Raw genomic sequence first — 14405 nt, forward strand, 5'->3', positions numbered from 1 at the left:
GACACGCTGCACGTCAAAGTGAACCGCGCCAAGGGGGGCCCGAACGGGGGGCTCGGCAAGGTACCGTCGGATGAAGGCAGCACCAGGAGCCGCTGGATCTAGGCGTCTCCCAGGCGAAGGGGAAGCACACCGTGGCACGCATCGGTGACGGCGGCGATCTGCTCAAGTGCTCGTTCTGCGGCAAGAGCCAGAAGCAGGTCAAGAAGCTCATCGCAGGGCCCGGTGTGTACATCTGCGACGAGTGCATCGACCTCTGCAACGAGATCATCGAGGAAGAGCTCGCGGAGACCAGCGAGGTGCGCTGGGAGGAGCTCCCCAAGCCCCGCGAGATCTACGAGTTCCTCGAGGGCTACGTGGTCGGCCAGGAGGCCGCCAAGAAGGCCCTCTCGGTGGCGGTCTACAACCACTACAAGCGCGTCCAGGCCGGCGAGAACGGCGGGGGCAACGGCCGTGACGACGCGATCGAGTTGGCGAAGTCCAACATCCTGCTGCTCGGCCCCACGGGCTCGGGCAAGACGCTGCTCGCCCAGACCCTGGCCCGGATGCTGAACGTCCCGTTCGCGATCGCGGACGCGACGGCGCTGACCGAGGCGGGTTACGTCGGCGAGGACGTCGAGAACATCCTGCTGAAGCTGATCCAGGCGGCCGACTACGACGTCAAGAAGGCCGAGACCGGGATCATCTACATCGACGAGATCGACAAGGTCGCGCGGAAGAGTGAAAACCCTTCCATCACGCGCGACGTGTCGGGCGAGGGCGTTCAGCAGGCCCTGCTCAAGATCCTGGAGGGCACCACGGCCTCGGTGCCGCCGCAGGGCGGGCGCAAGCACCCCCACCAGGAGTTCATCCAGATCGACACGACGAACGTGCTGTTCATCGTGGGCGGTGCCTTCTCGGGCCTGGAGAAGATCATCGAGTCCCGGGCCGGCGCGAAGGGCATCGGCTTCGGCGCGACGATCCGCTCGAAGCTGGAGCTGCAGTCCAAGGACCAGTTCGGTGACGTCATGCCCGAGGACCTGGTCAAGTTCGGCATGATCCCCGAGTTCATCGGCCGCCTCCCGGTCATCACCTCGGTCCACAACCTGGACCGCGAGGCGCTGCTCCAGATCCTCATCGAGCCGCGTAACGCGCTGGTGAAGCAGTACCAACGTCTCTTCGAACTCGACGGTGTCGAGCTGGACTTCGAGCGCGAGGCCCTGGAGGCCATCGCCGACCAGGCCATCCTCCGCCAGACCGGCGCGCGCGGGCTGCGCGCCATCATGGAAGAGGTCCTGATGTCGGTCATGTACGAGGTCCCGTCCCGCAAGGACGTGGCCCGCGTGGTCGTCACGGCGGACGTCGTCCACTCGAACGTCAACCCGACCCTCATCCCCCGCGACGCCCGCAACGGCCGGGGGCCGGGGGAGCAGAAGACGGCGTAACCGCCCACGGCTGAAGGCCCGGTGCTGAGAAAGCACCGGGCACTTCGCATGTCCGACAAGAACCGTGACGCGTACGAGGCTTGTGTCAGGGCCTGACAAGGCAGCCGACGTAACAACAAAGAGGCGCCCGGCGATCCGCCGGGCGCCCACTGATGCGCTCGGGCTACGCCTTGACGCGCACGTCCTTGCGGAGCTTGGCCGCCAGGGCCGACGCATCGTCGATCGAGGTGGACTTGCCGGTGGCCATGGCCGCGAGGTCGTACGAGAGCACGTACGTCAGCGTGCTGTGGTCACCCCAGATGCAGATCGGCATCTTGGTGGTCTTGCCGGACGACGTGGTCTGGGCGTACTGGCACTTCATGATGCCGTTCGAGAAGCCGGCCGGCTTGACGACCTCAGGGCTGCCGACGAGCTTGGTGTCGGTACCGGAGGACGAGGAGGACTCCTTCTCGGAGTTCTCCTTGGACTTGGCGAACATCGCGTCGACGGCCTTCTCCGGGTCGTCGATGGTGCCGTACACACCCGCGAACATGAGGCTCTTCGCGGTGAGACCGGACCCCGAGGCGTAGGTGGCGCTGACGTCCTTGGCGCCCTTGACCCCCCACGACTCCGCGTCCTTGACGTCGTCGCTCGTCATGGTGTTGCTCTCGCTGTTGCCGCTCTTCTTGTAGTCGCCGCCGAGCACGGTCGACTGCGCCACCAGCTTGTGCGGCCCGTCGTCCGCGATGCCACCGCCTCCGCCGCTGCTGGACCCCCCACCCCCGCCCACCACGAAGTACACGCCGACGCCGATGGCGACGACGACCGCGACCGCGCCGATGATCAGGCCCGTCTTCTTGCCGCCGCCACCGGACTGCGGCGGCTGCGGGGCGCCGTACGGCTGCTGGCCGTAAGGGGCCTGGCCGTACGGGGGCTGCTGGCCGTAGGGGGGCTGCTGCGGCGGGACGCCCTGCGGGGGCTGCTGCGGGTAGCCGTAGCCGGGCTGGGCCGGCGGCTGCTGGGGGTAGCCGTAGCCGGGCTGCTGGGGCGCCTGCGGCGGCTGCTGGCCGTAGGGGCCCGGCTGGCCGTACGGTCCGGGCTGCTGAGGCTGCCCGCCGTACGGGCCCGGCTGGTTGTGGCTCATTTCTGGGTTCCCCTCCAGATGCTCTGTGTGTCCCCGACATCCTGGCGTAGACCGGGGGCGCACGTTCCATCGGGGGCCCCACCGTTACAGAACAAACGCGTTTCGGGACTGCCCCGTGACACCCCTAAACTGAGCGCGTGACCGAGAACGCTCAGCAGCAGCCACCAGCGCCCAGCACCGAACTGCCGACCCAGTACGCGCCGGCCGAGGTAGAGGGGCCGCTGTACGAGCGCTGGGTGGAGCGGGGTTACTTCGAGGCGGACGAGAAGAGCGACAAGCCGCCGTACACCATCGTCATCCCGCCGCCGAACGTCACCGGCAGCCTGCACCTCGGGCACGCCTTCGAGCACACCCTCATCGACGCGCTGACGCGCCGTAAGCGCATGCAGGGGTTCGAGACGCTGTGGCAGCCCGGCATGGACCACGCCGGCATCGCCACGCAGAACGTCGTCGAGCGCGAGCTGGGCAAGGAGGGCAAGTCCCGGCACGACCTCGGCCGCGAGGCCTTCGTCGAGCGTGTCTGGCAGTGGAAGGCCGAGTCCGGCGGGCAGATCTCCGGCCAGATGCGCCGCCTCGGTGACGGCGTCGCCTGGTCCCGCGAGCGCTTCACGATGGACGAGGGCCTCTCCCAGGCCGTCCAGACCATCTTCAAGCGGCTCTACGACGACGAGTTGATCTACCGCGCCGAGCGCATCATCAACTGGTGCCCGCGCTGCCTGACCGCGATCTCCGACATCGAGGTCGAGTACCAGGACGACGACGGCGAACTCGTCTCCATCAAGTACGGCGAGGGTGACGAGACGGTCGTCGTCGCCACCACGCGCGCGGAGACGATGCTCGGCGACACCGCCGTCGCCGTCCACCCCGACGACGAGCGCTACAAGCACCTCGTCGGCAAGCGGATCAAGCTGCCGCTCACCGACCGCACCATCCCCGTCGTCGCCGACGAGCACGTCGACCCTGAGTTCGGCACGGGTGCCGTCAAGGTCACCCCGGCCCACGACCCGAACGACTTCGAGATCGGCCGGCGCCACGACCTGCCCGCCATCGCCGTGATGGACGAGCACGCCATCATCACCGTTCACGGCCCCTTCCAGGGTCAGGACCGCTTCGAGGCCCGCTCGGCGATCGTCGCCGCGCTGCGCGCCGAGGGCCGGATCGTCGCGGAGAAGCGGCCCTACGTCCACTCCGTCGGCCACTGCTCGCGCTGCAAGACCACCATCGAGCCGCGCCTGTCCATGCAGTGGTGGGTCAAGGTCGGCCCGCTCGCCAAGGCCGCCGGTGACGCGGTCCGCGACGGCCGCGTCAAGATCCACCCGCAGGAGATGGAGAAGCGGTACTTCGACTGGGTCGACAACCTCCACGACTGGTGCATCTCACGGCAGTTGTGGTGGGGCCACCGCATCCCGGTCTTCTACGGCCCGAACGGCGAGGTCGTCTGCGTCGGCCCCGACGAGGAGGCGCCGAGCGGTGAGGGCTGGCGTCAGGACACCGACGTCCTCGACACCTGGTTCTCCTCGGGCCTGTGGCCGTTCTCCACGCTCGGCTGGCCCGAACAGACCGAGTCGCTCGCGAAGTTCTACCCGAACTCCGTCCTGGTCACCGGCTACGACATCCTCTTCTTCTGGGTCGCCCGGATGATGATGTTCGGTCTGTACGCGATGGACGGCACCCCGCCGTTCCACACCATCGCCCTGCACGGCATGGTCCGCGACCAGTTCGGCAAGAAGATGTCGAAGTCCTTCGGCAACGCGGTCAACCCGCTGGACTGGATGGACAAGTACGGCAGCGACGCGCTCCGGTTCACCCTGGCCCGCGGCGCCAACCCGGGTGTCGACGTCCCGATCGGCGAGGACTGGGTCCAGGGATCGCGCAACTTCGCCAACAAGATCTGGAACGCGACGCGCTTCGCGCTGATGAACGGCGCGACGGTCGAGGGGCCGCTGCCCGACGCGTCCGCGATGTCGTCCACGGACCGGTGGATCCTGTCCCGGCTCAACTCCGTCGTGGCAGAGGTCGACGCGCTCTACGAGGACTACCAGTTCGCGAAGTTGTCGGACGCGCTCTTCCACTTCGCCTGGGACGAGGTCTTCGACTGGTACGTCGAGCTGTCCAAGACGACGTTCCAGGCGGGCGGGGCGGCCGCGAAGGTCTCCCAGCGGGTCCTCGGCGAAGTCCTCGACGTCACGCTGCGGCTGCTGCACCCGGTCGTCCCGTTCGTCACGGAGACCCTGTGGACCACCCTCACCGGTGGCGAGTCGGTCGTCATCGCCGAGTGGCCGGCGGCTGTGTTTGTTCCTGGTGCTGACGCACCGGGCGGCTTCCGTGACACGTCCGCCGAGAAGGAGATCGAGTCCCTCCAGTCGGTCATCACCGAGGTCCGCCGCTTCCGCGCCGACCAGGGCCTCCAGCCCGGCCAGCGGGTCCCGGCGCGGCTGTCCCTGGACGGCACGGCCCTCGCCCCGCACGAGGCCGCCATCCGTCAGCTGCTGCGCCTGCAGCCGGAGGGCGAGGCCTTCACGGCCACGGCCACCCTGCCGGTGGCCGGCGCGGAGGTCGCCCTCGACCTCTCCGGCACGATCGACGTCGCGGCGGAGCGCAAGCGCCTCGCCAAGGACCTCGCCGCCGCGGAGAAGGAGAAGGCCCAGGCCACGGCGAAGCTCGGCAACGAGGCGTTCCTGGCGAAGGCCCCGGACAACGTCGTGGACAAGATCCGCGGCCGCCTGGCCAAGGCGGACGAGGACATCACCCGCATCAAGGCCCAGCTGGACCGCCTGCCCCAGCAGTAGGTTTTTCAGGGACGCGGGGAACTGCGCGACAAGCCACGACGTTCCCCGCGCCCGCCCGACGGCCGGCACCCCCCACTCCCTGGGCGACCTGTCGGTGCCGCTCCGTAGACTGGCCCCGTGAGCGACCAGAACGAGCCCGACCCCTTCGACGAGCTGATCGCGGAGGAGACCGGCCGCGACCCCGATCTCGCGGTGATCGAGGCCGGCAGCCGCACCCTGCGCACCCAGGGCGGAGCCCCGAGCGCAGACGTGCCGACGCGCCCCGAGGACCCCGAGACGGACGCCGCCCTGCGCCAGGTCGAGACGGAGCTGGCCACCCGGTGGGGCGAGACCAAGCTGGAGCCGTCGGTCAGCCGGATCGCCGCGCTGATGGACGTGCTGGGCGAGCCGCAGCGCTCGTACCCCTCGATCCACATCACGGGCACGAACGGCAAGACCTCCACGGCCCGCATGATCGAGGCCCTGCTCAACGCCTTCGAGCTGCGCACCGGCCGCTACACCTCCCCTCACGTCCAGTCGATCACCGAGCGCATCAGCCTCGACGGCGCACCCATCGACGCCGAGCGCTTCGTCGAGACGTACGAGGACATCAAGCCGTACATCGAGATGGTCGACTCCCAGCAGGAGTACCGGCTGTCCTTCTTCGAGGTGCTGACCGGCATGGCGTACGCCGCCTTCGCCGACGCGCCCGTGGACGTCGCGGTCGTCGAGGTCGGCATGGGCGGCTCCTGGGACGCCACCAACGTCATCGACGGGGACGTCGCCGTCGTCACCCCCATCGACCTCGACCACACCGACCGGCTCGGCGGGACGCCCGGCGAGATCGCCAAGGAGAAGTCCGGGATCATCAAGCAGGACGCCACGGTCATCCTGGCCCAGCAGTCCGTCGACGCGGCCCAGGTGCTGCTGAAGAAGGCCGTCGACGCCGACGCCACGGTGGCCAGGGAAGGGCTCGAGTTCGGCGTCGTCGCCCGCCAGGTCGCCGTCGGGGGACAGCTGCTCACCCTGCGCGGCCTGGGCGGCGAGTACGGCGAGGTGTACCTCCCCCTGCACGGCCCGTACCAGGCGCACAACGCCGCCGTGGCGCTCGCCGCCGTCGAGGCGTTCTTCGGCGTCGGCGCCCAGCGGCCCGAGCCGCTCGACATCGACACCGTCCGCAAGGCGTTCGCCGCCGCCTCCTCACCGGGCCGCCTGGAAGTCGTACGGCGCTCGCCCACCGTCGTCCTGGACGCGGCCCACAACCCGGCGGGCGCCCGCGCCACCGCCGAGGCCGTGGGGGAGGCGTTCGACTTCAGCCGGCTGATCGGCGTCGTCGGCGCGAGCGGCGACAAGAACGTACGCGGCCTCCTCGAGGCCTTCGAGCCGATCTTCGCCGAGGTCGTCGTCACGCAGAACTCCAGCCACCGCGCGATGGACGCCGACGAACTCGCCGCGATCGCCGTGGAGGTGTTCGGGGACGACCGCGTCCAGGTCGAACCGAGGCTGCCCGACGCCCTGGAAGCCGCGATCACGCTGGCCGAGGAGGAGGGCGAGTTCGCCGGCGGCGGTGTGCTCGTCACCGGCTCCGTCATCACCGTCGGCGAGGCCCGACTGCTCCTGGGAAGGCGCTGACCACCCTTGCGTACGCTCTGTGCTTCGACCCTGATCGGCGAGTTCTTCGTGATCGGCTTCGCCGGCCTGGTCGCCATGAAGGACCCCGACCTGACCACGGCGACGGTGTGGACGGTCAGCGGCATCGCGATGTTCCTGTGCCTGGCGCTGTGCGGCGTCGTGACGCGTCCGGGCGGCATCGTCCTCGGCTGGATCCTCCAGGTCGCGCTGATCGCCTCCGGTTTCGTCGTTCCGACGATGTTCTTCCTGGGCGCGGTCTTCGCGGCCCTGTGGTGGGCCTCGGTGTACTACGGCAGAAAGATCGACGAGGCGAAGGCACGGTTCGCCGCGGAGGCCTCCTCCACTCCTGACGCTGCGTAACTCCGCTCCGGACACGCCCTGTAATCTTCGAACACCCGCAACGCCCTTGATCCCTAGGAGCCCTGTCGTGACTCAGCGCACCCTCGTCCTGCTCAAGCCCGACGCCGTTCGACGTGGCCTGACCGGCGAGATCATCAGCCGCATCGAGCGCAAGGCCGGCTGGCAGATCACGGCGCTGGAGCTGCGCACCTTGGACCAGGACACGCTGGAGCAGCACTACGGCGAACACAAGGGCAAGCCCTTCTACGAGCCGTTGGTGGCGTTCATGGCCTCCGGCCCGGTCGTGGCGCTGATCGTCGAGGGCGAGCGGGTCGTCGAGGGCGTGCGCGCGCTCGCCGGACCGACCGACCCGATCGCCGCCGCACCCGGCTCCATCCGCGGCGACTACGGCGTGATCGTGCGGGAGAACCTCATCCACGCCTCCGACTCCGAGGAGTCCGCCGAGCGCGAGGTGAAGATCTTCTTCCCCGGCCGCGCGTGACGTCCCGGCCGCCAGAAGTGTGAGGTCGAGGCGTTTACCCTCGATCATCTGGCATATGCGTGGCGATCGAGGGAACGAGTGCCCCCGAACGCCCCTCTCACCAAGCGAACGCACCCAGCATCTGCTGACAATGGCGGAGACCCTTACGCAGTGTTCGTGCAGGCGCCATTACGATGGAAGCCTTCACGTCACAGCACCCACTTCGCCTACCTGAAAAGCCCTCAAAAGCTCCCAGGAAGGCCAGACGAATCCTGATGGGGAACTCAATGTCGTTCATCGGCCGTGACATGGCTGTCGACCTCGGGACCGCCAACACGCTGGTGTACGTCAGGGGTCGCGGGATCGTACTCAACGAGCCGTCCGTCGTCGCGATCAACACCAACACCGGTGGCATCCTCGCGGTCGGCGCCGAGGCGAAGAAGATGATCGGTCGGACTCCTGGCAACATCGTTGCCGTACGACCTCTGAAGGACGGCGTCATCGCCGACTTCGAGATCACCGAGCGAATGCTCCGCTACTTCATCCTGAAGATCCACAAGCGGAGGTATCTGGCCCGGCCGCGAGTCGTCGTCTGTGTGCCCTCGGGCATCACGGGCGTCGAGCGCCGTGCCGTCATCGAGGCCTCGTCCCAGGCGGGCGCGCGCCAGGTGCACATCATCGAAGAGCCCATGGCGGCCGCCATCGGCTCCGGCCTCCCGGTCCACGAGGCCACGGGCAACATGGTGGTGGACATCGGCGGCGGCACCACCGAGGTCGCGGTCATCTCGCTCGGCGGCATCGTCACCGCCCAGTCCATTCGCGTCGCGGGGGACGAACTGGACAACGCGATCATCCAGCACATCAAGAAGGAGTACAGCCTTCTCCTCGGTGAGCGGACGGCCGAACAGATCAAGATCACGATCGGTTCGGCGTACGACCTGGACGCCGACGAACACACCGAAATCCGCGGCCGGGACCTCGTCTCCGGGCTGCCCAAGACCGTCGTGATCTCCGCGGGCGAAGTGCGCAAGGCGATCGAGGAGCCGGTCAACGCCATCGTCGACGCCGTCAAGACGACCCTGGACAAGTGCCCGCCGGAGCTGTCCGGCGACATCATGGACCGGGGCATCGTGCTGACGGGCGGCGGGGCGCTGCTGCGCGGACTCGACGAGCGGCTGCGCCGGGAGACCGGAATGCCCATCCACATCGCCGAGGATCCGCTGGACAGCGTGGCGCTCGGATCCGGCAAGTGCGTCGAGGAGTTCGAGGCGCTCCAGCAGGTGCTGGACGCCCAGCCGCGCAGATGAAGTAACTCTTCGATTCCGCCGTACGAGACGATCTCTTCTCGTGCGGCGGATCGTTGATATTGAGGCATAAGCTCACCCATAAGCCTCTGCACACCCAACACCTGAACATCCAGACCTCTGCACATTCCTATGAGGAAGGCACGGCCGCCGCACGTGAGGGACACACGAGAGAGCCGGCTGCTCCTGGTGCTGCTGATCGCCATCGCGTTCGCGTTGATCACGGTGGACATCCGCGGTGGGGAGGATTCACCGGTCGACGGCGCCCGCCAGGTGGCGGCCACGGTGTTCGGCCCGGTCGAGAACGGGGTGTCGTCGGCGGTCAACCCGGTCGGTGACGCGGTCTCCGCGGTCCGCGACTCGGGCACCCGCCACGACCGGCTCGCCCGCCTGGAGACGGAGAACGCGGCTCTCAAGGCGAAGCTCGGCAGCGACGATCGCAACTCCAGCCGGCTCAAGCAGCTCGACAAGATGCTGAAGGTGTCCGCCGAGGGGCAGTACGGCATCAAGGGCGCCCAGGTCATCGCCATAGGAGCGGCCCAGGGCTTCTCCTGGACGATCACCATCGACATCGGAGCCAACGACGGCATCAAGCGGGACATGACCGTGCTGAACGGCGACGGTCTGGTCGGGAGAGTCACCAATGTCGGTCCCGACGTCTCGACCGTGCTGCTCGCCAACGACCCGGACTTCACCGTCGGCACCCGCATGGAGAACAGCGACGAGCTCGGGTTCGCCTCCGGACAGGGCGACCGCCCGCTGCGCGTCGAACTGCTCAACAGCAAGGCGGACGTGAAGAAGGGCGACCGGCTCGTCACCTTCGGCTCCCAGGCCGACAAGCCCTTCGTGCCGGGCGTGCCGGTCGGCGTGGTCTCCCGCGTCGACCCGTCCGGCGGCGACCTGACCCGCACCCTCTACGTCACGCCGTACGCCAGCTTCACCAAGCTCGACGTCGTCGGCGTCGTCGTAGTGGCCCCGAAGAAGGACCCGCGCGACACGGTCCTGCCGCAGAAGCCCAAGCCGACCCCCACGCCGACGGTCACCGTCACGGTCACCCCCTCGGCCAGTGCGCCCGTCGACGGCCAGACCCCGCAGCAGTAGGAGCTGAATCCCCATGCGCGTCAACCGGATCCTGCTCTCCGCCGCCCTGATCGTGGTGGCCATGGTGGTTCAGGTCAGCGTCCTCGCCCGGCTCCATCTGCCGGGCGCCGTCCCCGACTTGCTGCTGCTGACCGTGCTGGGCCTGGCCCTGGTGTACGGCCATGTCGGCGGCGCCCTCGTCGGCTTCGGCGCCGGCCTGCTCGCCGACCTCGCACCGCCCGCCGACCACGCCGCCGGGCGCTACGCCCTCGTGCTGTGCGTCATCGGCTATCTCGCCGGGCTGGCCAAGCCGGACCACGGGCGGCTGAAGTCGGCCACCGGCCCGATGGTCGTCGTGGTCGCCGCCGCCCTCGGCTCGACCCTGCTGTACGCGGGCGTCGGCGCCCTCGTCGGCGACACGGCCGCCCGTCATGTCGGCCTCGCCGGCCTGCTGTTCACGGCGGCGCTCTACGACCTGCTCCTCGCGCCCTTCGTGGTCCCCGGGGTCATGTTCCTGGCCCGGCGCGCGGACAACGACCCCCTCGCCGCGGAGGCGGCCTCCTCGTCCAAGAAGACGACCGACATCTCCTCCGGCTGGATCTCCGCCGGGACCGGCCTCAAGGTCGGCGGCCAGCGCGGTGCCCTGGGCGGCCTGAAGACCAAGGCCAGAACCCGCAGCGCGCGCGTGGGGCGTATCAAGGGGGTCAAGCGGCTGTGAGGGCGCGTGAGTTGGCGGCCGTCGTTCACAGGTCCGTCGGATATGACACGTACACACACTGAGAGGGGGAGGCAGCCGCAGTGACCAACATCCCCGAGACCGGACGGACCCCACGGGTCCAGATCCGACTCGTCGTCATCCAGATCCTCGTCCTCTCCCTGCTCGGGACCCTCGGCGGCCGGCTGTGGTATCTCCAGATCCGTGAGGGCTCCGCCTACGCCAAGGAGGCGTCCGGCAACCACGTCCAGCAGGTCGTCGATCCCGCCGTTCGCGGCTCGATCCTGGACGCGCGCGGTGTGCCGCTCGCGGACAACGAGACCCGCCTGGTGGTCTCCGCCTCCCGCACCGACCTGCTGAAGATGAAGGACGACGGCAAGGCCGTCCTGACCAAGCTGGCCGGGGTCCTGGGCATGACACCCACGGAGGTCATGCAGCGGGTCCGGCTCTGCGACGCCAAGACGCCCCAGCCGTGCTGGAACGGCTCGCCGTACCAGCCGATCCCCATCACCGACGAGGCCACGCCCCGCCAGGCCATGCAGATCCGCGAGCGCTCCGAGGACTTCCCCGGCATCAGCGCCGAGCCCGAGGCGCTGCGCCGCTACCCGGCCCCCGGCAAGGCCAACACCTCCCAGGTCCTCGGCTATCTCTCGCCGGTCACCGACGAGGAGATCACCAAGGCCGAGCACACCAGCTCGCCGTATCTGCGCTCCGACCAGGTCGGCCGCAGCGGCCTGGAGCGTCAGTACGACAAGGAGCTGCGCGGCAAGGCCGGCGTCACCCGTTACGAGGTCGACAACCTCGGGCGCGTCATCGGCAAGGCCAAGTCCGATGCCGCACAGCCCGGTTCGAACCTCGTCACCAGCATCGACTCCCGCGTCCAGCGGGTCGCCGAGTACGAGCTGGACAACGCGATGAAGATCGCCCGGGGCCAGTACGACAAGGTCACCGGCGAGAAGTACAAGGCAGACTCGGGCGCCGTCGTCGTGATGGAGGCCAAGACCGGCCGTATCGTCGCTATGGCGTCCGCGCCCACGTACGACCCGAACGTCTGGGTCGGCGGCATCTCCGCCAAGGACTACAAGCAGCTCACCGGCAAGGGTTCCGACTACCCGCTGCTCAATCGCGCCATACAGGGTCAGTCCGCGCCCGGTTCGACCTTCAAGGTGGTCTCCACGGCCGCCGCGGTCGAGGCCGGCTACCCGTGGGACGGCGGCTACCCCTGCACCAGCTCGTACTCGGTCGGCGGCCAGGTCTTCAAGAACTTCGAGGGCGAGAGCTTCGGCCCCATCTCGCTGGGCCGGGCGCTCGAGGTCTCCTGCGACACCGTCTTCTACGGTCTCGCCGACCGGCAGTGGAAGAAGGACGGCGGCATCAACCCGAAGAAGGGCCAGCCGAAGGACTACTTCTACAAGGCCGCCCACCAGTTCGGCCTCGGCAAGCAGACCGGCATCGACCTGCCGAACGAGGTCTCCGGCCGCGTCCCGGACCGCCAGTGGAAGCTGGACTACTGGAAGGCCAACAAGGACGCCTGGTGCAAGTCCGGCAAGAAGGACGGCAGTTACGTCGAGAAGATCGCCTACGAGAACTGCCTCGAGGGCAACAAGATGCGCGAGGGCGACTCGATCAACTACTCCATCGGCCAGGGTGACACGCTGCTCACCCCGATCCAGGAGGCGATGATCTACGGGGCGCTCGCCAACGGCGGCACCGAGTACGTCCCCACCATCGGCAAGGCGGTCATCAGCGCCGACGGCAAGACGGTCACGCCGATCAAGCCGCAGGTCAAGGCGAAGCTCCCGGTCAGCCAGGCCACCCTCAAGGGGATGAACAAGGCGCTCGCGGGTGTCGTCACCAGCGGTACCGCCGCCTGGAAGTTCCAGGGCTGGCCGCAGGACAAGATCACGCTGCACGCCAAGACCGGTACCGCGGAGGTCTACGGCAAGCAGACCACCTCGTGGCTGGCCACGTACTCCAAGGACTACACGGTCGTCATGACGATCGCCCAGGCCGGTACGGGTTCCGGCGCATCCGGTGAGGCCGTGCGCAACATCTACAGCTCCCTCTACGGCGTCCAGGGCGACGGCTCGATCGACAAGAAGAAGGCGCTGCTTTCCACACCGCAGAAGGGCCTGCCCAAGGTCAAGACGGACGGCACGATCGACTCGCCGAAGGTCGCCAAGGACCCGGTCAAGGACCTGAAGAAGGCCCAGGAGAAGGGCGCGGCCAACCCCGACGGGACCCAGCCGGCCGCGACCACGGCCTCGCCGACCGCGACCAACCGGACCACTCGCAGGCGGCCGCGCAGGCGCGGGAACCGGAGGATGCTCACATGACCGGCAACAGCTTCTCCGTCCCGGGGTACGGGCCCCGGCGGGCGGGCTGGGCACGGGTCTTCGCCCGTGACTCACTCGCCCGCCGGCTGGACTGGCCGATACTGCTCGCGGCCGTCGCGCTGTCGCTGATCGGCACGGTCCTCGTCTACTCGGCGACCCGCAACCGCAACGAGATCAACCAGGGCGACCCGTACTACTTCCTCATCCGGCACCTCATGAACACCGGCATCGGGATCGGCCTGATGATCGGCATCGTCTGGATCGGCCACCGCTCCCTGCGCACCGTCATCCCGATCCTGTACGGCATCTCGGTCTTCCTGATCCTGATGGTGCTCACCCCGCTCGGCTCCACGGTCAACGGCGCGCACTCGTGGATCGTGCTCGGCGGCGGCTTCTCCCTCCAGCCCTCGGAGTTCGTGAAGATCACGATCATCCTGGGCATGGCGATGCTGCTGTCGGCGCGGGTCGACGCGGGCGACAAGAAGTACCCCGACCACCGCACGGTCCTTCAGGCCCTGGGCCTGGCCGCCGTACCGATCCTGATCGTGCTGCTCATGCCCGACCTCGGCTCGGTCATGGTGATGGTGGTGATCATCCTCGGCGTGCTGCTCGCCTCCGGCGCCTCCAACCGCTGGGTGTTCGGTCTCATCGCGGCCGGCGCCACGGGCGCGGTCGCCGTCTGGCAGCTGCACATCCTGGACGACTACCAGATCAACCGGTTCGCGGCCTTCGCCAACCCCGCCCTCGACCCGGCGGGCGTCGGCTACAACACCAACCAGGCCCGGATCGCGATCGGTTCGGGCGGTCTGACCGGCGCGGGCCTCTTCCACGGCTCGCAGACCACCGGCCAGTTCGTGCCCGAGCAGCAGACGGACTTCGTCTTCACGGTGGCGGGGGAGGAGCTCGGCTTCGTCGGCGCGGGGCTGATCATCCTGCTCCTCGGCCTGATCCTGTGGCGGGCCTGCCGCATCGCCCGCGACTCCACGGAGCTGTACGGCACGATCGTCGCCGCCGGGATCGTCGCCTGGTTCGCCTTCCAGATCTTCGAGAACGTCGGCATGACCCTCGGCATCATGCCGGTCACGGGCCTGCCACTGCCGTTCGTCTCGTACGGCGGCTCGTCGATGTTCGCCGTCTGGATGGCCGTGGGGCTGTTGCAGTCCATCAAGGCGCAGCGGCCCATGTCGGCGTAGTGAACCTGGTGTT

The 14405-nt window shown here is 68.6% G+C and carries 11 protein-coding genes; 10 read left to right on the top strand and 1 reads right to left on the bottom strand.

Going from position 1 to position 14405, the window contains the following annotated elements:
- Nucleotides 1-131 precede the first annotated feature (131 nt).
- Nucleotides 132-1421 (top strand): ATP-dependent Clp protease ATP-binding subunit ClpX, encoded by a 1290-nt coding sequence (gene clpX / locus ACGFYN_RS06545; protein ID WP_393864626.1) that lies wholly within the window; start codon nucleotides 132-134, stop codon nucleotides 1419-1421.
- Nucleotides 1422-1584: 163 nt separating this feature from the next.
- Here the strand turns inward: clpX and ACGFYN_RS06550 are convergent, their stop codons facing one another.
- Entirely contained in the window at nucleotides 1585-2544 is a 960-nt protein-coding gene (locus tag ACGFYN_RS06550) for a hypothetical protein (protein ID WP_393864627.1), read from the bottom strand.
- A 137-nt stretch (nucleotides 2545-2681) separates the two neighbouring features.
- Here ACGFYN_RS06550 and ACGFYN_RS06555 point away from each other — a divergent pair, with 137 nt between their 5' ends.
- The 9 genes from ACGFYN_RS06555 (at nucleotide 2682) to rodA (ending at nucleotide 14392) form a co-directional block, all read left to right on the top strand.
- On the top strand, nucleotides 2682-5333 hold the full coding sequence (locus tag ACGFYN_RS06555) for a valine--tRNA ligase (protein ID WP_393864628.1): 2652 nt from the start codon (nucleotides 2682-2684) through the stop codon (nucleotides 5331-5333).
- Between the two features lie 117 nt (nucleotides 5334-5450).
- On the top strand, nucleotides 5451-6944 hold the full coding sequence (locus tag ACGFYN_RS06560; protein WP_393864629.1) for a bifunctional folylpolyglutamate synthase/dihydrofolate synthase: 1494 nt from the start codon (nucleotides 5451-5453) through the stop codon (nucleotides 6942-6944).
- A gap of 6 nt (nucleotides 6945-6950) precedes the next feature.
- Nucleotides 6951-7304: a DUF4233 domain-containing protein gene (locus ACGFYN_RS06565; protein ID WP_393864630.1), complete on the top strand. Its 354-nt coding sequence runs from the start codon at nucleotides 6951-6953 to the stop codon at nucleotides 7302-7304.
- A gap of 67 nt (nucleotides 7305-7371) precedes the next feature.
- The gene (ndk, locus tag ACGFYN_RS06570) at nucleotides 7372-7785 is read left to right on the top strand and encodes a nucleoside-diphosphate kinase (protein ID WP_393864631.1); all 414 of its coding nucleotides are present in this window, start codon (nucleotides 7372-7374) and stop codon (nucleotides 7783-7785) included.
- Nucleotides 7786-8051: 266 nt separating this feature from the next.
- Nucleotides 8052-9071 carry a rod shape-determining protein gene (locus tag ACGFYN_RS06575; RefSeq protein WP_005479350.1) on the top strand — a complete coding sequence of 340 codons (1020 nt, stop codon included), beginning with the start codon at nucleotides 8052-8054 and terminating at the stop codon, nucleotides 9069-9071.
- A gap of 153 nt (nucleotides 9072-9224) precedes the next feature.
- Entirely contained in the window at nucleotides 9225-10169 is a 945-nt protein-coding gene (gene mreC / locus ACGFYN_RS06580) for a rod shape-determining protein MreC (RefSeq protein WP_393864632.1), read from the top strand.
- Between the two features lie 13 nt (nucleotides 10170-10182).
- Nucleotides 10183-10866 (top strand): rod shape-determining protein MreD, encoded by a 684-nt coding sequence (mreD, locus tag ACGFYN_RS06585; protein ID WP_393864633.1) that lies wholly within the window; start codon nucleotides 10183-10185, stop codon nucleotides 10864-10866.
- An 80-nt stretch (nucleotides 10867-10946) separates the two neighbouring features.
- Nucleotides 10947-13199: a penicillin-binding protein 2 gene (gene mrdA, locus ACGFYN_RS06590; protein ID WP_393864634.1), complete on the top strand. Its 2253-nt coding sequence runs from the start codon at nucleotides 10947-10949 to the stop codon at nucleotides 13197-13199.
- Nucleotides 13196-14392, top strand: a complete 1197-nt coding sequence (gene rodA, locus ACGFYN_RS06595; protein WP_393864635.1) for a rod shape-determining protein RodA — start codon at nucleotides 13196-13198, stop codon at nucleotides 14390-14392. The genes mrdA and rodA overlap by 4 nt, the downstream gene beginning before the upstream one ends.
- Nucleotides 14393-14405 lie beyond the last annotated feature (13 nt).

It is taken from the genome of Streptomyces sp. NPDC048419 (genome assembly GCF_043200415.1).
GTDB lineage: Bacteria > Actinomycetota > Actinomycetes > Streptomycetales > Streptomycetaceae > Streptomyces.

Coding starts and splice junctions, on each gene's coding strand:
- ACGFYN_RS06550 (WP_393864627.1), bottom strand. CDS start 2,544: ATGAGCCACAACCAGCCGGGCCCGTACGGCGGGCAGCCTCAGCAGCCC.
- ACGFYN_RS06575 (WP_005479350.1), top strand. CDS start 8,052: ATGTCGTTCATCGGCCGTGACATGGCTGTCGACCTCGGGACCGCCAAC.
- mreD (WP_393864633.1), top strand. CDS start 10,183: ATGCGCGTCAACCGGATCCTGCTCTCCGCCGCCCTGATCGTGGTGGCC.
- rodA (WP_393864635.1), top strand. CDS start 13,196: ATGACCGGCAACAGCTTCTCCGTCCCGGGGTACGGGCCCCGGCGGGCG.